The sequence below is a fragment of the Streptomyces sp. RKAG293 genome, assembly GCF_023701745.1.
Lineage (GTDB): Bacteria > Actinomycetota > Actinomycetes > Streptomycetales > Streptomycetaceae > Actinacidiphila.
The window spans coordinates 7948959-7965840 of record NZ_JAJOZB010000001.1; the positions used below are offsets into that span (position 1 = coordinate 7948959).

Sequence of the window (16882 nt, forward strand, 5' to 3'; positions counted from 1 at the left end):
GCTTGGGTATCCGCTTCGATCTCACTGCGTTCCTCTATCTCTCGTCCGGAGTGTCAGGAGTGGGGGGCGAGTGAGGCCACGGCCACGCTCTCGCCGTCGAAGTTGCGGAAAACGGTGAGGAATGAACATCACTCTGCAATGAATTTGCGTTGAGTTAGCAGAGTGTTACAGACGTGCTACAGCCACGTCTACGCCCCCGCAAGATCGGCTTGTGGGTGTCCGGAACCGACTGGTCCGGCAGGGAACTGTGGGGCGGTCGGGGGATGTTCGGCGGATGGAATGCCGGACTCCACCCATTGCGAGCTGCAAGTGGGCCTAATTTGCAGATCTCTTCACATATATTGCTCATCGAGCGCGCTCTATTGCGTCGGTGTTTCGCCGTGGCTACGATCTGCCGCTGACCGGTCAACGGCGCGCAACCGTGCACAACGGGAGGAGTCCACATGGGAATCTCACGCCGGGTGTTCATCGGATCGGTGACGGCGGGAGTCGCCCTCGGCGCCCTGCCGGCCACCGGGACACTCGGGGCGGCGGCCGTGGCCGCGAGCCCTCCAGGAGACGTGGTCGGGAAGATCACCGTCGGCTATCAGGGCTGGTTCGCCGCCCCCGGCGACGGGGCTCCCATCAACGGCTGGTGGCACTGGAGCCAGAACTGGTCCCAGCCGCCGTCCCCGTCCAACAACGCGATCAGGGCATGGCCCGACATGCGGGACTACACGGGCGCCTACCGGACCGCCTACGGCAACCTCGGCAACGGGCAGCCCGCGACGCTCTTCTCCTCCTACGACCAGCAGACGGTCGACGCCCACTTCCTGTCGATGCGGCAGAACGGCTGCGACACCGCCGCCCTGCAGCGGTTCAACCCGAACGGCGGCGAGGGCGCGACCCGCGACGCGATGGCCGGGAAGGTCAGAACCGCGGCGGAGGCCAACGACCGCAAGTTCTACGTCATGTACGACGTCAGCGGCTGGGCGAACATGCAGCCCGAGATCAAGGCCGACTGGACCGCCAAGATGTCGGCGCTCACGTCCTCAGCCGCGTACGCGCGGCAGAACGGCAAGCCGGTCGTGGGCATCTGGGGCTTCGGCTTCGCCGACGACAACCACCCCTGGTCTCCGGCGGCCTGCCTCGACGTCGTCAACTGGTTCAAGGGCCAGGGCTGTTACGTCATGGGCGGCGTGCCGACGTACTGGCGCACCGGCGTCAACGACTCAAAACCCGGTTACCTCGACGTCTACCACGCCTTCCACATGCTCTCCCCGTGGATGGTGGGCCGCATCGGCAACGCGGGCGACTCCGACCACTTCTACGACCTGTGCACCGTGCCCGACCAGGCCGACTGCAACGCTCACGGCATCGACTACCAGCCGTGCGTGCTCCCCGGCGACGTCGGCGGACGCCAGCGGGCGCACGGCGACTTCATGTGGCGGCAGTTCTACAACGTGGTCCGGGCGGGCGCCCAGGGCATCTACATCTCGATGTTCGACGAGTACAACGAGGGCAACCAGATCGCCAAGACGGCGGAGACGTCGGCGGCCGTCCCGGTCGGCTCCGGCCTGCTGGGGCTGGACGAGGACGGGACGGCCTGCTCGGCGGACTACTATCTGCGGCTCACGGCCGACGGCGGCAGAATGCTCAAGGGGCAGCTCGCGCTGACCCCGGTCCGCCCGACCGCCCCGGTCACCGGCGGCGGGCCCCCGCCCGTCGACACCAACCTCGCGCTGCACCGGCCGACGTCGGAGAGCAGCCACACACAGGGCTACGGCTCGGGCAACGCCGTCGACGGTGACGCGAACAGCTACTGGGAGAGCGCCAACAACGCGTTCCCGCAGTGGCTGCAGGTCGATCTCGGTGCCGCGACCGGCACCAAGCGGGTCGTTCTGTCCGTGCCGCCGGCCACCGCCTGGGGGACCAGGACCCAGACGCTCTCCGTCCTGGGCAGTACCGACGGCTCGAACTTCACCACGGTGGCCGGCCCGGCCGGCCACACCTTCGACCCGGCCACCGGCAACAAGGCCACCATCACCTTCCCGGCCACCGCGACCGTCCGGTACCTGCGGCTCAGCTTCACCGCCAACACGGGGTGGCCGGCCGGACAGGTCGCCGAGTTCCAGGTCTACGGGTCCTGAGAGGGGTCCTGAGGGCCTGCTGACGGCGCGTTCCAGCGCGTTCACCGCGGACCGTCAGGCGAACACTCCGTCGATCCAGTTCTGCCAGGCGGCCTCGGTCCTCTTCACGCCCGGTTCGGCGTCGGCGTCCTGGCCGGTGCCGAACCGGTGCACCACGACACCGACCGTTCCGCCGAAGGCGTTCCTGCCGAAGAAGCGGTACAGCGAGTCGGCGGTGCGCAGTCCGATGAAGTACTGGTTGCGGTAGTCGAGCACGGCGTCGACCGCGTCCGGGCCGGGCAGCCCGACCCGGACCGCGGTGCCCGCCGCCGCGTCGTCGGGCAGCCCCAGCGCCCGCCCGAGCACGGTGAACGCATCGGGCGCGCCGGACGCCGCCGGGCCCTCGACGGCGGCGTAGACCGGGGTCAGTCCGGGGAAGTGCTCCAGGTACTGCCGCAGGGTGTGCAGATAGAAGTCGGTGTGCTTGTCGGCGCCGTCGTACTGGTTGTCCCAGTCGTCCACGAAGATGCCGCTGTGCACATAGCGCACCCAGGCGCGGCCGCCCTCGCGCGGTTCGATGACGTGGTCCAGCTGATTGAACGTCTGGTTCTCCGCGCCCTCCGGGGTCTCCATCCGGCCGGTGAGCCGGTGCGGCGGATCCCAGGCGGTCACGGTGCCGCCGAACGGGGCCGCGCCGCCCTCGCGGTGCTCGTACTCCATCGGCCATAGCCAGCCGGCCGTCCCCTCGGTGAGCGCTTCCCAGACCTGCTCGGGGGTCGCCTGGACCTCGAACTCCCGGACGATCTCGAATTCCTTGGACATGGTGACTCCTTATACGGGCTTGTCAGTGGGTGATACGTCCGCGGCGGGCAGCGGCTCGGCCGGGCCGGCCGGCGGCATCTTGACGGTGGGGTGGACGGCGACGACCACACGGTGGTCGCGGCCGCCCTCCGCCGACGCGTCGTGGTACTTGAGGACCAGCGCGCCGACGCCGGCCGCCAGTTCCTCGATGAACGCCGCCCGGTCGGCGGCGGAGGCGAAGCGCACCTCGCCGTCCAGTGCGAACGTCGCGAGCGGCCGGCGGGCCTTGGCCGCGCCGGTGAGCAGCGTGCCGACGTCGCGCACCAGGCGCGCGGCGACCGCGAGCAGCCAGCGGGCGGAGAGCTGGTCACGGGAGCGGGCCGGGTCGGGTTGCACCGCGGCCAGCGCGAGCGGGGAGATGACGTACGACGCGGCCGTCGCGCGCATCAGCCGCTCCGTCACGTTGCCTTTCCTGCGCTCATCGACCAGCTCGATCAGGCCGTGCCGCTCCAGCGCCTTGAGGTGGTAGTTCACCTTCTGCCGGGGCAGGCCGACCCGGGCGGCCAGCATGGTCGCCGAGGCGGGCTCCATCAGTTCGGCGAGCAGCCGGGCCCTTATCGGCGCAAGCGAGACCTCGGCTGCCGCCGGGTCCTCGATCACTGTCACGTCCAACATGGCTCCACACTCTCACCGACGATTATTTTTGTCCAGACGCATCTTCTTGTCGGTTGAGCCCATAAGCCATCGGACTGGAAGGTGCGACTGCTAGCGTTCCGGGTTATGGAACTGCGCCAGCTGGAATACCTCGTGACGGTCACCGAAGAGGCGAGTTTCACCAAGGCCGCGGCCAAGCTCCATGTGGCGCAGCCCGGGGTGAGCGCCCAGATCCGGCAGCTGGAACGCGAGCTGGGGCAGGACCTGCTGGACCGCTCGGGCCGCACCGTCCGGCCCACCGAAGTGGGCGCCGCGGTGCTGCCGTACGCGCGGGCGGCGCTCGCCGCGGTCGTCGGCGCCCGGCAGGCCGTCGAGGAGCTGACCGGGCTGGTCCGCGGGCATGTCGCGGTCGGCACCGTGACCTCGCTCGGGCAGGCCGTCGACGTGGCCGGGCTGCTGGCCGACTTCCATCACGGCCACCCGGCGGTGGAGATCGGCCTCATCGAGGACACCTCGGACAATCTGCTCCACGCGCTGCTCACCGGGCGGCTGGACGTGGCGGTCGTCAGCCTGGCGGGCGAGCTCCCGCCGGGGATCGGGGTGCAGGTCGTCGTCGACGAGCCGTTCGTCGTCGCCGTGGCCCCCGGTGATCCGCTGGCGGCCCGGACCTCGATCGCACTCGACGCCCTCGCCGGCCGTCCCCTGATGTGCCTGCCACGCGGCACCGGGCTGCGCACCGTGGTCGACCACGCCTGCGCCGCGGCGGGCTTCCGGCCGCGGATCGCGTTCGAGGCGGGGGATCCCACCGTCCTCGCGCAGTTCGCCATCCGGGGGCTGGGCGTGGCGATCCTGCCCGAGTCCCTCGCCCGTTCCTACCCCGGTGAACTGCACGCCGTGAACCTGAGCCGGCCGAAGCTTCGCGGGCGCCTCGCGCTCGCCTGGCGCACGGAGGGGCCGGCCGGCCCGGCGGCCCGCGCCCTGGTCCGGCAGGCCCGCGCCGCACTGCCGGAGCGGACGGAGGACGCTCCCGCCTAGACCTCGTGGCCCACGCGGTGGCCGCCCCCGTCTATGCAACTTGTTGCATAATCGGCTCGACTCGTCTAGAACTTGCGCTACGAGTTCGCGCGAGGAGGCCCCCTGATGAGCGACTACCCCCACCTGCTGAGCCCGCTGGACCTGGGCTTCACCACCCTGCCCAACCGGGTGCTGATGGGTTCGATGCACGTCGGTCTGGAGGAGGCGCCCCGCGGCTTCGAGCGGATGGCCGAGTTCTACGCCACCCGCGCCCGGGGCGGCGTCGGCCTCATGGTCACCGGCGGGATCGCTCCCAACGACGCGGGGCGCCCGTACGAGGGCGGCGCCAAGCTGACGACGGAGGCCGAGGCGGAGCAGCACACCGCGGTCACCGCGGCCGTGCACCGCGAGGGCGCGAAGATCGCGATGCAGATCCTGCACTTCGGCCGGTACGCGCACCACGCCGATCTCGTCGCGCCGAGCGCCCTCCAGGCGCCCATCAGCGGCTTCACCCCGCACGCGCTGACCGATGACGAGGTCGAGCAGACCGTCGAGGACTTCGTACGGGCGGCCGCGCTCGCGCAGCTCGCCGGCTACGACGGCGTCGAGATCATGGGGTCCGAGGGATACCTGCTCAACGAGTTCATCGCGGCGCCCACCAACCAGCGGCAGGACCGCTGGGGCGGCGAGTACCGGAACCGGATCCGCTTCCCGGTCGAGATCGTGCGCCGGGTCCGCGAGCGGGTCGGCCCGGACTTCATCCTCATCTACCGGCTCTCGATGCTCGACCTCATACCGGGCGGATCCACCCTCGCGGAAGTGATCACCCTCGCCCAGGAGATCGAGGCGGCCGGCGCGACCATCATCAACACCGGCATCGGATGGCACGAAGCGCGGATCCCGACCATCGCGACGTCCGTGCCGCGCGGCGCCTTCACCTGGGTGACGAAGAAGGTCATGGGCTCCGTGGGCATCCCCCTGGTGACCAGCAACCGCATCAACACCCCGGAACTGGCCGAGCAGTTGCTCGCGGAGGGCTGCGCGGACATGGTCTCGCTGGCCCGCCCGCTGCTGGCCGACCCCGACTTCGTCGCCAAGGCCCGGCGCGGGCGGTCCGCCACCATCAACACCTGCATCGGGTGCAACCAGGCCTGCCTGGACCACACGTTCAGCGGGAAGATCACGTCCTGCCTGGTGAACCCCCGCGCCTGCAACGAGACCGAGCTGATTCTCCGGCCGACCAGGCTCCGCAAGAGCGTCGGGGTGGTCGGCGCCGGGCCGGCCGGACTCGCCTTCGCGGTTTCGGCGGCCGAACGCGGGCACTCGGTCACCCTCTTCGACGGCGCCACCGAGATCGGCGGACAGCTCAACATCGCCCGCAAGGTCCCGGGCAAGGAGGAGTTCAACGAGACGCTGCGCTACTACCGCGAGCAGCTGGAGCTCCACGGCGTCGACGTCCGGCTGAAGACCACCGTCACCGTCGACACCCTCACCGCCGAAGGGTTCGACGAGATCGTGCTCGCCACCGGCGTCGTCCCCCGTACACCCGACATCGAGGGAGTCGGCCACCCCAGCGTCCTCAGCTACCTGGACGTGCTGCGCGACGGGGCACACGTCGGGCAGTCCGTCGCCATCCTCGGGGCCGGCGGCATCGGCTTCGACGTGGCGGAGTTCCTCAGCGACGGCGGCGACTCGGCGAGCCTCGACCCCGAGGCGTTCTTCCGCCAGTGGGGGATCGACCCCGGCTACGAGACGCGGGGCGGAGTGCGGAAGCCCCAGCGGGCGACCTCGCCGCGCAGCCTGCACCTGTTGCAGCGCAAGGAGAGCAAGGTCGGCGCGGGGCTGGGCAAGACGACCGGCTGGATCCACCGCACCGAACTGCGGCACCGCGGCGTCACGATGGTCGCCGGCGCCACCTACCACCGCATCGACGACGCCGGCCTCCATGTGACGGTCGACGGCAGGAGCGAGGTCCTCGGCGTCGACACCGTCGTTCTCTGCACCGGCCAGGAGCCGCGCCGCGACCTGTACGAGGCGCTGCGCGAGGCGGGGCACTCGGCGCACCTCATCGGCGGCGCCGACGTCGCCGCGGAACTCGACGCGAAGCGCGCCATCCGTCAGGGCACCGAGCTGGCGGCGGCGCTCTGACGGCGGTGCGCCGGCGGCGCCGATCCTAGGATGCCTCCCAGTACGTCCATCGTCCGGCCGGGACGCCCCGGCCGGACGACCGGGTCCCAGAGAGGTGTCGTAAGACCATGTCGCTGCCGCACGCCATCCTCACCGCCCTGCTGGAGAAGCCGTCCTCGGGGCTGGAGCTGACGCGTCGGTTCGACCGCTCGATCGGCTTCTTCTGGTCCGCCACCCACCAGCAGATCTACCGCGAGCTGGGAAAGCTGGAGCAGGGCGGCCTCATCCACGCGCTCGCCCAGTCGCCGTCCCGGGGCCAGAAGCGCGAGTACGAGGTACTGCCCGCGGGCCGTGCGGAACTGACCACCTGGGTGGCCACCAGTCAGGACCCCAAGCCGATCCGCGACGCCCTGCTGCTGCGCCTGCGCGCGGCGGCGGTCGTCGGCCGGGACGGCCTCGAACCCGAGCTGGAACGCCATCTCGCTGACCACCGGCGGCAGTTGGCCGATTACACGGCGATCGAGGAGCGCGACTTCGCCGCCGGGAACCCGAGTGGAGAGGACCGGCTGCGGCATCTGGTGCTGCGCGCCGGGATCGGGCTGGAGACGTTCTGGATCGAGTGGCTCACCGAAGCCCTGGCGGAGTTCCGCCGGCCGGACGCCGCGGACGAGGTCGACGCGGGCTGACGTCGCGACGCGGGCTGACGTCGCGACGCGCTGACGTTGCGACGCGCTGACGTTGCGACGCGCCGATCCCGCCTCCGATGATCCACGTTGATGTCGCGAGGGAGCGGGGGTGCCCGACCCGCTACTCCTTCGGCCGGCCGGTCATCTGCGGGTTCAAGTGCCGGGCCAGTACGTCCAGGGCGTCGGTGACCTCCTGAACGCGGCGCGGGTCGTCGGCGCCGAGCATCGCGATGAGCGCGCTCTCGATCGTCGTGGCCCGGACCTGCTCCACCCGGGCCGAGATCTCGGGCGCCTGGCGGACGAGCAGGCGGCGGCGGTCGGCCGGGTCGGCCGAGGTGACCACCGAGCCCGCCTCCTTCAGTCGCGCCACGGCGTTGGAGACCTGGCTCTGCGGCAGGCCGGTGCGCGCGGCGATCTCGCCGATGGCGCTGTCCGGATGGGTGGCGATGTCGCTCGCCACGACGAGCACCGAGCGGACGCTGCCGGGGTGGGTGCCGCCGCCCGCCGGTTCCGGCATGGCCTCCTCGCCGATCTTCATCAGGGTGCGTCCCAGCAGGAACAGCTCGACTCCGTTCATGCGCCCAAGATACATCGCCATCGATACATCTTTCTTGATGCATTGCTCTTGATGCATCGAAAAAGATGGAATATGGTCGGGGCAGGGCGCGGGGGACACCGGGCCGTGGACGGACGGAAGGCCTTCGATCATGCGCAAGTGGCACGGGAACCCCTGGGCGGTCCTCCTGACGCTCTCCCTCGGTTTCTTCATGACACTGCTGGACCTGACGATCGTGAACATCGCCATCCCGGAGATGATCGACGGGCTCGGCGCCTCCCTCGACCTGACGCTCTGGGTGGTCAGCGGCTACGCCCTGGTCCTGGCGGTCCTCCTGATCACCGCAGGCCGGCTCGGCGACCTGCGGGGACCGCGCAATCTGTTCGCGGCGGGACTCGCGGTCTTCACCCTGGCCAGCATCGCCTGCGGGCTGGCGCCGAACGCCGGGGCGCTGATCGCGGCCCGAGCCGTCCAGGGGGTGGGCGCGGCCCTGCTGATACCTCAGACGATGACCCTGATCGTCTCGGTCTTCCCCGCCGCACGGCGCGGTACCGCGATGGGGATCTGGGGCACCGTCGCCGGTCTGGCCACCCTGTCGGGACCGACGCTGGGCGGAGTCCTGGTCTCCACGGTCGGCTGGCGCTGGATCTTCCTGGTCAACGTGCCCATCGGGGTGGCCGCCCTCGCGCTGACCTTCCTCGTCGTGCCCGACATCCGCTCCGGGCGGGGTCATCGCTTCGACCTGACCGGTGTTCTGATCGCCACCGCGGCGCTGTTCTCGCTGGCGTTCGGCCTCCAGGAGGGCGAGCACTACCACTGGGCTACGGGCATCTGGGCGCTGCTGGCCGCCGGAGTCGCACTGACCGTGGCCTTTGTGCTGCACCAGCGCCGCCACCAGGACCGTGAGCCGCTGGTGCCGTTCGCTCTCTTCCGCGACCGCAACTTCACCGTGCTGACCGTGCTCGTCGGACTGGTGTCGATGGCGATGATCGGCCTGGTGCTGCCCTTCAACCTCTATCTGCAGTCGGTGCTGCACCTGAGCGCCGTCAAGGCGGGTCTGGTGCTGGCCCCCTCCTCGGTGGTGTCGATGGTGGTGGGACCGTTCGCGGGGCGGCTCTCGGACCGCATCGGCGGCAAATACCTGCTGATGGCGGGTCTGGTGATGTACGCGGCGGGGATGCTCTCGATCGTGCTCATCGCCGGCCCCGCCAGCCCCTGGTACGCGTTCGTCCCGGCGACGATCGTCACGGGCCTCGGCGTCGGCTGCGTGATCGCCCCGATGTCCACCGAGGCGATGCGCAATGTCGATCCCCGGCTCGCCGGAGCGGCTTCCGGCGTCAACAACACGATCCGTCAGATCGGCTCCGTCATCGGGGCGGCGACCGTCGGCGGCCTGCTCCAGAGCCGGCTCGCCGCGGAGCTCCACGCGGGCAGGACGTACGCCGACGCCTTCATCGCCACCCTGCACGTCACCGCGGTCCTGCCGATCACGGCGGTGCTGGCGGGCGCCCTCGCCTGCCTGCTGGTGCGGAACCACAGCAGGGCCGCTGTTCCGGCGCCCGTGGTGCCGGTCCCGGCGGTCGGCCGATGACCCGGGGCGGGGGCGAGGGCCTCAGGCAGGGAGCTCGGAGAGTGATCTCAGGCGGGGTGGATGTCGTCGAGCTTCCAGCTGTGGTCGAAGTACGGCTCCAGGGGGCCGTAGAGGCGGAAGTAGCAGAACCAGTGGCGGCCGGGGACGGTCTGCACCCAGTTGGATTCCCTGCCTGCCGGGGCCTCCGGTCCGAAGTGCAGGTCGACCGATCCGTCCTCGTTGTACTCGAGCTCGGGGTCGCGCGATCCGCGGTCGCCGCGCTCCTGCGGGTTGTCGATCAGACAGCGGGTGTCGGCGGAGTAGACCGTCGCGGACCAGAACAGCTTCGCGGGCGGGTCGGCGGGCACACGGAGGGTGTACCGGCGGGCGCCGTCGAGCCAGCGGCCGTCCATGTCGGTGTAGGTGCCCAGATAGGCCTGTCCGAGCCCGGGGGTCCGGCTCTTCATGGCCGCGGAGAAGCTGACCGCCTCGTAGAACCAGGCCGTCCGCTCCAGCAGCTGGTCGTAGCCGGCGGCGCGTTGATCGGAGCGGTCGAGCATGAGGACGAGGTCCCACTGCCGGTCGGGCCAGTAGCGGGAGCCGGGGAACCGCTTGGCGAACGCGTTCGCCTGCGCCATCAGCTCGCCGGCCGCCGCGGCCTCGGTGAGAATGCGCGTCATCCGCTCGTCCGGGGTGAAGAGCTTGTCCTGCTCGATGCCCAGCTGCCGGAGCATGGCGAGGAAGAAGCGGTCGCGTTCGTCGACGACCTCGGACTGGTAGATCTCGTGCAGCCGCTCCCAGTACTCCAGCCCCTTCGGCTGGACCCCGGACCACGTCCGGCCGGCCGGCGAGAGCACCTTGGTCGGCGGGGGCGCGTCGCGGTGCGCGTAGGGGTAGAGCCGTACGGCGTCCACCAGCCGCTGGGCCTGCGCCGCGTCGGTTCCCAGGGTGCGGAAGCCGAACATCACGTTCATGCCGGTCGCGGTGAGGACGTGGTAGCCGTCGGCATCGTCGGGCACGTCCTGGCCTGGCGGGACGATGAGATAGCGCCCGCCCTCGCCCTGGTCGGGGCCCATCTCACCCATCGCACCGATCTCGCGCTGCCAGAAGTCGGACACACCGCCCGCCGTGGGCCCGGCCGGCAGGTCCACCACGAGCGGTCCGGTGATGCCGAGGTCGATGAAGCCGAGGATGTAGGGAGTGGTGGCGTTGGCGGTGATCAGGCCCAGCCGGTCGCGATAGCTCTCGTAGTGCACCAGATCGCTGGGGCCCGCCCCGAACTCCTCGGTGTGCACCCGCTGCCACTGCGCGTACGAGACCAGGGGCAGCGCCCACAGATACGCCTGGGTGGCCATCTGGTGGTCGAGCTCGTCGAAGACGATGCCGAGGTCTTCGCGGCGCGGGAGCTCGCCGTCCATGACCACGGAGCCGAGCCGTCCTGGGTGGGCCGCAGGCGTGTCCATGGACCGAGCGTAGGGGCGGAATCCGCAGGTCGCAGCCGGAGCCCGCACCCGCCCCGACCCGCCGGAACGGCCCCGGCCCCGGTCCCGCCCTCGCGTGGCGGTGACCGGACCGGGACCACGACCGGCGGTGCGGTCAGAAGCCCGTGGTCCGGGCCACGGTGGTCCGGAACGCGCCGGCGGGTGCTGCGGTGGTCGGGGATGCGGTGTCGTGGGCGGGAGAGGACGGGCAGAACTCCGCCACCACGGGAGAGACCGGGCTCTCGACCCAGTCGGCGTTGATGTTGGAGGAGAGGCTGTGCCGGCCGTCGCGGGTGGTGGTGGCGGACGAGGAGGAACCGAAGATCCCGCCGTCATGGCCCCAGACGGTCACCCCGCAGGGCAGCCGCACGGACATCATGGCCAGGCCGTACCGGAGGTCGGGGGTGTCCGGGCCGGTCGACACGGTGGTCAGCATCTCGTCGAGCTGCTGGGCCGGGAGCAGCCGCCCGCGCAGAAGAGCGCTGAAGAAGCGGTTCAGATCCGCGGTGGTGGAGATCATCTCGCCCGCCGAGCCGGCCAGCGAAGGGTTGAACTCGGTGACGTCGTAGAGCCGGTCGGGAGTCTGGGCGAAGAGCACCGAATAGGCGCGGCCGTGGCGGCCGGGAATCGTGGGCGAGGTGCCGGGCACGCTCGTCGAGCGCAGACCCAGCGGCCGCAGGATGCGCCGTTCGATCTCCTGGGCGTAGGAATGGCCGGTCACTTTCCGCACCACCATGCCGGCGACTATGTAATTGGTGTTGGAGTAGCTCCAGGACGTGCCCGGTGCGAAATTCGGCGGATGGGAGAGGGCGATCGCGACGATCTGCTGCGGCCGGTACGTCTCGTAGCGGTGGTCGAGGAATCCCTGACCGCCCATCCGGGTCCGGATCGCCGGGTCTTCCGTGTAGTTGTAGAGCCCGCTGGTGTGGTTGAGCACCTGACGGAGCGTGATGTGCCGGCCGTCGTTGCCGTTCCCCTGGATCACGCCCGGCAGCAGCCGGTCCATCGTGTCGTCCAGGCTCAGCTTCTTCTCGGCCTCCAGTTGCAGCAGCACCGTCGCGACGAACGACTTGGTGATGCTGCCGATCCGGAACTCGTCACCGGGCCGGAACGGACGCCCTGACGCCAGATCCGCGGTGCCGGCCGCACCGAACCAGGTGTCACCGCCCACCTGCGCCTTGGCCTGTACACCGGGAGCGCCCGCGGTGACGGTTCCGTCGAGGGCGGCCTGGGTGGCGGCGTGCCCGGTAGGGACCCCCGGCGCCGAGTGCGGTGCGGGGGAGGGGGCGGTCGTGGCGGCGGTGGCGGGCCCGGCCAAGAGGGTCGCGCCCGCCGCGAGCGCGGCCGTCAGGCCCAGTACGCCCCGGCCGAAGTGGAGTTTCGACATGGAGTTCCTCTCCATCGGTACGGAATCCCTTGCTGTGCGCGGCTTGTGTGCCGCGTGGGGCAGGACGCCGTCGATGGCTCCACTCGTTGACAGACCCCGAATGTCACCGGCAGGATTCGGCCAACCGGTTGGCGAGGACATTTCGGCGCGCGATCCGCGGGATTAATGCGTGCCTGCGCCGTGTCGTGTATCCGCAGCACGGGTTACGGGCCAGACGTCGAATTTTCTCTGGTGTCCTCGCTACCGTTGTTCCACAGGCCCGGCAGGCCGCCACCCCCGTGCGAACCTGCCGGGCCTGCTGCTGTCTGCTGTCCCGCGGCTGTCCTGCGGCGCACCCCGCCTCAGCGCCGGATGCCGGGAATCAGACCAGGTGCAGATCGACGAAGCACCAGCTCCAGCTCTCGCCCGGCTCGAAGCTCCGCATCACCGGATGCCCGGTCTCCTCGAAATGCCCCGTGGCATGCCGGTACGGCGACGAGTCGCAGCAGCCGACATGGCCACAGACGAGACATAGCCTGAGCTGCACCGGATGGCTGCCCACGGCCAGGCACTCCAGGCAGGTGTCGCTCAGCGGAGCCGGCTCGAGGCGCGGCAGGTCGGGAACATGCGGGCACTCGCTCATGATTGCCAGGTTAGAGCGAGTGACGAGCATTCGAAGAACGAGAACGAGATGGGAACGGGCCGAAGCTGATGGATGCCATGCCACTGCTGATGTTGATCGCGTGCAGTGCGGTGATCGCGGCCGCGGCTCGCCGCACGCCCGTGCCCGCGCCGCTGCTGCTGGTCGCCGCCGGGCTGCTCGCGTCGTATGTGCCGGGCATCCCCGACTACACCCTCGACCCGGAGATCGTGCTGCCGCTGCTGCTGCCGCCGCTCCTGCACACGGCCGCCCTCGACAGCTCCTACCTCGATCTGCGGGCCAACGCGCGGCCGGTCGCGCTGCTCTCCGTCGGCTATGTGCTGTTCGCGACGATCGCCGTCGGATACGTCGCCTACCTGGTGGTGCCCGACCTGCCGCTGACCGCCGCCCTGGTGCTGGGCGCCGTGATCGCCCCGCCCGACGCGGTCGCCGCCACCGCCATCGCGCGGCGCCTCAAGCTGCCCAACCGGATCACCACGATCCTGCAGGGCGAGTCACTGGTGAACGACGCGACCGCGATCACCGCGTACAAGGTCGCCCTGGCCGCCGTCGTGGGAGAGGGAGCCACCTGGGGCGAGGGCATCAGGGAATTCGCCGTCGCCGCGGCGGGCGGTGTCGTCGTCGGCCTCATCCTCATGGTGCCGCTGCACTGGCTGCGCACCCATCTGAAGGAACCGCTGCTCCAGAACACCCTGTCGCTGCTCATCCCGTTCGTGGCCTACGCCGCGGCCGAGCGCGTCGGGGCGTCGGGCGTGCTCGCCGTCGTGGTCGTCGGGCTCTACCTGGGACACCGCTCCTGGCAGGTCGACTTCGCGACCAGGCTCCAGGAGGCGGCGGTGTGGAAGATGGTCGGCTTCATCCTGGAGTCGACGGTCTTCGCCCTCATCGGGCTGCAGTTGCGCGTGGTGCTCGGCGGGCTCGGCGAATACGGGGTGGGGGAGGCCATCTGGTACGCGTTCGCGGTCTTCATCGTCGTGGTGGCCGCCCGCTTCGCCTGGGTCTTCCCCGCGACCTTCCTGCCCCGCAAGCTCTCGTCCCGCATCCGGGAGCGCGAACCCGACACGAACTGGACCGGGCCCGTCATCGTCGGCTGGGCCGGGATGCGCGGCGTCGTCTCGCTCGCCATCGCGTTCTCGATCCCGCTGACGATGGACGACGGCGAGGCCTTCCCCGCCCGCAACCTGGTGCTCTTCCTGACGTTCACCACCGTGATCGCCACCCTGGTCGTCCAGGGCCTCACCCTGCCACCGCTGATCCGCTGGCTGAAGATCCCGTCCCCCGACGTCCGCGCCGAGACGCTCGCCGAGGCACAGGCCCAGAGCGAGGCCTCGGCCGCCGCGGAACGTCTGCTCACCGAACTGCTCGCCGAGGGGCGGAACGACCTGCCGCAGCCGCTCGCCGACCGACTGCGCACCGTCATGGACCGGCGGCGCAACGCCGTGTGGGAGCGGCTGGGCGCGGTCAACGAGGCCACCGGGGAGTCCGCGGACGGCACGTACCGGCGGCTCGCCCGACGGATGATCGGGGCCGAACGTGAGGTGTTCGTGGAACTGCGCGACGCCCGGCGCATCGATGACGAGATGCTCCGGACGCTGCTGCGCCGACTGGACCTGGAAGAGGCCGCCGCCTACCGCGAGGAGACGGGCTGACGGCGGCCGGCCGCTGCTGCGGGTACTGCGCGGGTCAGCGCCGCGCGGTCAGCGGCGTGCGCGCGAGTCGCCGAAGAATATCCGGTAGAGGATCAGCAGGACCAGCGAGCCGCCGATGGCCGCACCCCACGTGGCCAGGTCGAAGAAATGGTCCCCGACGGGCTTGTCGAGGAGACGGGCGGAGAGCCAGCCACCGACGAACGCGCCCGCGATACCGATCAGCGTGGTGATGATGATGCCGCCGGGATCACGTCCGGGCAGCAGAACCTTGGCGATGACCCCGGCGATGAGTCCGAGGACGATCCAGGCGATAATGCCCATGGTGCGTGCCTTCCTTTCGACGTACCACTTCCGCGGGGCGAACCCGCGTTCCCTCCGCACCGAAAGGGACGCAGCCCAGGTGCGAGGGGTTCCCGGGTGCCACTTCGGACAACGGTCTTCCCTGATGCGTTCCGTCTGCCCCGATCGCGGGGCAACATGTTCGCGTGTTGATACGCAGACGGACTCCCGCCCCGCCACCGGCCCCCGACGACCCCGTACTGGCCTATGCCCTCACGGACTTGGACTGGTACGCGCGCACTCGCGACGGCGCTCGCAGATGGCACTGGACCACCGAACTGGGCGCGCTGTCGGCGGGCTCCGCCACGGTGGTCGCGGCCGGAATCCAGGCGCCCGCCGCCGTCACGGCGACCGTGGCGGGCATCGCCGTGTTCATCGGCGGGTTCCGCCAGGTCTTCAACCACACCGAGCGCTACGTGCTGGCCGCCGAGTCCTGGTCGCGGCTGCGCCCGGCCGTCGAGCGGTACCGGCTGCTGCCGGAGGACGAACGGGACGCCGACGCCCGCCGGGTGCTGGTGGAGGCGATCGAGGCGGTCTCGGCCGCGGAGATCCAGAGCTGGGCCGTCCACCGGCGCGGAGCGCGGTCGGGATCGGACGCCGGCCCGGGCATCGTGTGAGGCCCGGCGGCATCATCCCGGCCCGCCGGAAGGGTGGTTGACGTGCGCGGTAGCCCTTGAACGCCACGGGAACGGCCCTCGCGGGACAGCTCGGAGCCGGTGTTGGAGCCGGCCCCGGCCGATGGGGGCGCAGTGGCGGAGGAAGCCGGCGAAAGCCGTGCGGGGGAGCGGGATCCGGCCGCGTTGGCCCGGCTGGTGGCGGGTGCGCAGCGCGGCGACCGGCTGGCGATGGACGAACTGCTCACCGTCCTCACCCGTACGTCGGCCGCATCTGCGGCCCGGTGGCCCTGGAGGACGGGGACGACGCGGCCCAGGAGACGCTGATCGCGGTCTTCCGCCACATCCGGAAGTTGAAGGAGCCCGCGGCGTTCTTCGGCTGAGTGCGGGTGATCGCCGTCCGCGAGGCCGTGCGCCTCGCGAAGCAGCGGCAGCGAACGGTCCCGGCGGAGCTGTCAGAACTGCCCGCGCCGGGCGATCCGGAACTCGCTCAGGACATCGGCGACGTGCTGCGGAGACTGTCGCCCGAGCACCGCGCCGTTCTGATGCTGCGGCATGTCGAAGGGCTGGATGAACAGGAAGTGGCGCGGGTGCTCGCGGTCCCGCTGGGAACCGTCAGATCCCGGCTGTTCCGGGCCAGGAGGTCATTCCGCGGCGCCTGGGGCGGCGCCGGGAAGTGACCGTGCGCCGATCCGCCGCTGCAGCGCGGCCATCAGGGCGGCGCCGCGCGCCCGAGCCCCGGGCCGGCGCAGCCACTGGAGGGCGGCGCCGGCCGGGGAGCGGTAGGCGCTGAAGAAGGCGAACCGGGTGCCCGACCCGTCGGGCACCGCGGCCATGCCACCGGCCAGCAATCGGCTCTGCATTAGACACCAGCCCGGCCGCAGCACGACCTCGAACCGCTCCCGGTGGCCGAGAACACTCACCGCCCGGAAGGACAGCCGCTCGTCGGACAGCCGGTCGTTGAACCGCTGATCATCGTCCGACCCCCGATCCGCGGCCCGTTCGGCGGTGAACGAGCGCAGGCCGGGGATGAGGTGCGGCAGTTCGCCCTCGAGGTCGGCGGCCACCGCCCACACCTGGTCCGGGGCGGCGTCGAAGTGGTGCTCGACGAACAGGGCGTGTTTCGAGGCCCCCGCGACCACCCGCAGACGCCGCAGCGGATCGAGACCGGCCTGCGGCCAGTCGGCGTCGCCGTTCACCGGGCGTCGTTCATGGGGCATCGTTCATCGCGTTTCGTTCATCGGATCGGCTCCCCT

General features: G+C 70.7%; 16 protein-coding genes. 8 read left to right on the forward strand and 8 right to left on the reverse strand.

Annotation, left to right across the window (positions count from 1 at the left end; all coding sequences use genetic code 11):
• Positions 1 to 443: 443 nt before the first annotated feature.
• Complete coding sequence (locus tag LNW72_RS35070) at positions 444 to 2129, forward strand: discoidin domain-containing protein (protein WP_250979063.1); 1686 nt, start codon at positions 444 to 446, stop codon at positions 2127 to 2129.
• Positions 2130 to 2183: 54 nt separating this feature from the next.
• Here the strand turns inward: LNW72_RS35070 and LNW72_RS35075 are convergent, their stop codons facing one another.
• Positions 2184 to 2930: an SRPBCC domain-containing protein gene (locus LNW72_RS35075; RefSeq protein ID WP_250979064.1), complete on the reverse strand. Its 747-nt coding sequence runs from the start codon at positions 2928 to 2930 to the stop codon at positions 2184 to 2186.
• A 9-nt stretch (positions 2931 to 2939) separates the two neighbouring features.
• Positions 2940 to 3584, reverse strand: coding sequence for a helix-turn-helix domain-containing protein (locus tag LNW72_RS35080; protein WP_250979065.1), 645 nt, complete (start codon positions 3582 to 3584; stop codon positions 2940 to 2942).
• A gap of 105 nt (positions 3585 to 3689) precedes the next feature.
• On the opposite strand from LNW72_RS35080, the gene LNW72_RS35085 reads away from it, so the two are divergent.
• From LNW72_RS35085 to LNW72_RS35095, 3 genes are all read left to right on the forward strand, one after another.
• Positions 3690 to 4598, forward strand: a complete 909-nt coding sequence (locus LNW72_RS35085; RefSeq protein ID WP_250979066.1) for a LysR family transcriptional regulator — start codon at positions 3690 to 3692, stop codon at positions 4596 to 4598.
• A gap of 105 nt (positions 4599 to 4703) precedes the next feature.
• Entirely contained in the window at positions 4704 to 6725 is a 2022-nt protein-coding gene (locus LNW72_RS35090; RefSeq protein WP_250979067.1) for an NADPH-dependent 2,4-dienoyl-CoA reductase, read from the forward strand.
• 107 nt (positions 6726 to 6832) lie between these two features.
• Positions 6833 to 7390 (forward strand): PadR family transcriptional regulator, encoded by a 558-nt coding sequence (locus tag LNW72_RS35095; RefSeq protein WP_250979068.1) that lies wholly within the window; start codon positions 6833 to 6835, stop codon positions 7388 to 7390.
• Between the two features lie 121 nt (positions 7391 to 7511).
• Here the strand turns inward: LNW72_RS35095 and LNW72_RS35100 are convergent, their stop codons facing one another.
• Entirely contained in the window at positions 7512 to 7967 is a 456-nt protein-coding gene (locus LNW72_RS35100; RefSeq protein ID WP_250979069.1) for a MarR family transcriptional regulator, read from the reverse strand.
• 130 nt (positions 7968 to 8097) lie between these two features.
• Here LNW72_RS35100 and LNW72_RS35105 point away from each other — a divergent pair, with 130 nt between their 5' ends.
• On the forward strand, positions 8098 to 9537 hold the full coding sequence (locus tag LNW72_RS35105) for a DHA2 family efflux MFS transporter permease subunit (protein WP_250979070.1): 1440 nt from the start codon (positions 8098 to 8100) through the stop codon (positions 9535 to 9537).
• Positions 9538 to 9584: 47 nt separating this feature from the next.
• On the opposite strand, the gene LNW72_RS35110 is transcribed toward LNW72_RS35105, so the two are convergent.
• From LNW72_RS35110 to LNW72_RS35120, 3 genes are all read right to left on the reverse strand, one after another.
• A complete protein-coding gene (locus LNW72_RS35110; protein ID WP_250979071.1) occupies positions 9585 to 10979 on the reverse strand; it encodes a DUF1254 domain-containing protein in 1395 nt (464 codons plus the stop codon).
• 133 nt (positions 10980 to 11112) lie between these two features.
• The gene (locus LNW72_RS35115; RefSeq protein ID WP_250979072.1) at positions 11113 to 12384 is read right to left on the reverse strand and encodes a serine hydrolase domain-containing protein; all 1272 of its coding nucleotides are present in this window, start codon (positions 12382 to 12384) and stop codon (positions 11113 to 11115) included.
• A gap of 361 nt (positions 12385 to 12745) precedes the next feature.
• Entirely contained in the window at positions 12746 to 13006 is a 261-nt protein-coding gene (locus LNW72_RS35120) for a UBP-type zinc finger domain-containing protein (RefSeq protein ID WP_138354227.1), read from the reverse strand.
• Between the two features lie 68 nt (positions 13007 to 13074).
• On the opposite strand from LNW72_RS35120, the gene LNW72_RS35125 reads away from it, so the two are divergent.
• Positions 13075 to 14673, forward strand: coding sequence for a Na+/H+ antiporter (locus LNW72_RS35125; protein ID WP_250979073.1), 1599 nt, complete (start codon positions 13075 to 13077; stop codon positions 14671 to 14673).
• Between the two features lie 48 nt (positions 14674 to 14721).
• Here the strand turns inward: LNW72_RS35125 and LNW72_RS35130 are convergent, their stop codons facing one another.
• Positions 14722 to 14994 (reverse strand): GlsB/YeaQ/YmgE family stress response membrane protein, encoded by a 273-nt coding sequence (locus tag LNW72_RS35130; RefSeq protein ID WP_250979074.1) that lies wholly within the window; start codon positions 14992 to 14994, stop codon positions 14722 to 14724.
• Positions 14995 to 15158: 164 nt separating this feature from the next.
• Between LNW72_RS35130 and LNW72_RS35135 the strand changes: the two genes are divergently transcribed.
• Positions 15159 to 15629, forward strand: coding sequence for an SLATT domain-containing protein (locus LNW72_RS35135; protein WP_244809593.1), 471 nt, complete (start codon positions 15159 to 15161; stop codon positions 15627 to 15629).
• Positions 15630 to 16015: 386 nt separating this feature from the next.
• Positions 16016 to 16306, forward strand: a complete 291-nt coding sequence (locus LNW72_RS41800; RefSeq protein ID WP_308402080.1) for a sigma factor-like helix-turn-helix DNA-binding protein — start codon at positions 16016 to 16018, stop codon at positions 16304 to 16306.
• Here the strand turns inward: LNW72_RS41800 and LNW72_RS35145 are convergent.
• Positions 16271 to 16846: a hypothetical protein gene (locus tag LNW72_RS35145; RefSeq protein WP_250979075.1), complete on the reverse strand. Its 576-nt coding sequence runs from the start codon at positions 16844 to 16846 to the stop codon at positions 16271 to 16273. The two genes, LNW72_RS41800 and LNW72_RS35145, sit on opposite strands and share 36 nt — an antisense overlap.
• Positions 16847 to 16882 lie beyond the last annotated feature (36 nt).

Excerpts from the sequence above, each read along its gene's own strand:
- LNW72_RS35070 (WP_250979063.1), top strand. The coding sequence starts at position 444 with ATGGGAATCTCACGCCGGGTGTTCATCGGATCGGTGACGGCGGGAGTC.
- LNW72_RS35075 (WP_250979064.1), bottom strand. The coding sequence starts at position 2,930 with ATGTCCAAGGAATTCGAGATCGTCCGGGAGTTCGAGGTCCAGGCGACC.
- LNW72_RS35080 (WP_250979065.1), bottom strand. The coding sequence starts at position 3,584 with ATGTTGGACGTGACAGTGATCGAGGACCCGGCGGCAGCCGAGGTCTCG.
- LNW72_RS35085 (WP_250979066.1), top strand. The coding sequence starts at position 3,690 with ATGGAACTGCGCCAGCTGGAATACCTCGTGACGGTCACCGAAGAGGCG.
- LNW72_RS35090 (WP_250979067.1), top strand. The coding sequence starts at position 4,704 with ATGAGCGACTACCCCCACCTGCTGAGCCCGCTGGACCTGGGCTTCACC.
- LNW72_RS35095 (WP_250979068.1), top strand. The coding sequence starts at position 6,833 with ATGTCGCTGCCGCACGCCATCCTCACCGCCCTGCTGGAGAAGCCGTCC.
- LNW72_RS35100 (WP_250979069.1), bottom strand. The coding sequence starts at position 7,967 with ATGAACGGAGTCGAGCTGTTCCTGCTGGGACGCACCCTGATGAAGATC.
- LNW72_RS35105 (WP_250979070.1), top strand. The coding sequence starts at position 8,098 with ATGCGCAAGTGGCACGGGAACCCCTGGGCGGTCCTCCTGACGCTCTCC.
- LNW72_RS35110 (WP_250979071.1), bottom strand. The coding sequence starts at position 10,979 with ATGGACACGCCTGCGGCCCACCCAGGACGGCTCGGCTCCGTGGTCATG.
- LNW72_RS35115 (WP_250979072.1), bottom strand. The coding sequence starts at position 12,384 with ATGTCGAAACTCCACTTCGGCCGGGGCGTACTGGGCCTGACGGCCGCG.
- LNW72_RS35120 (WP_138354227.1), bottom strand. The coding sequence starts at position 13,006 with ATGAGCGAGTGCCCGCATGTTCCCGACCTGCCGCGCCTCGAGCCGGCT.
- LNW72_RS35125 (WP_250979073.1), top strand. The coding sequence starts at position 13,075 with ATGGATGCCATGCCACTGCTGATGTTGATCGCGTGCAGTGCGGTGATC.
- LNW72_RS35130 (WP_250979074.1), bottom strand. The coding sequence starts at position 14,994 with ATGGGCATTATCGCCTGGATCGTCCTCGGACTCATCGCCGGGGTCATC.
- LNW72_RS35145 (WP_250979075.1), bottom strand. The coding sequence starts at position 16,846 with ATGCCCCATGAACGACGCCCGGTGAACGGCGACGCCGACTGGCCGCAG.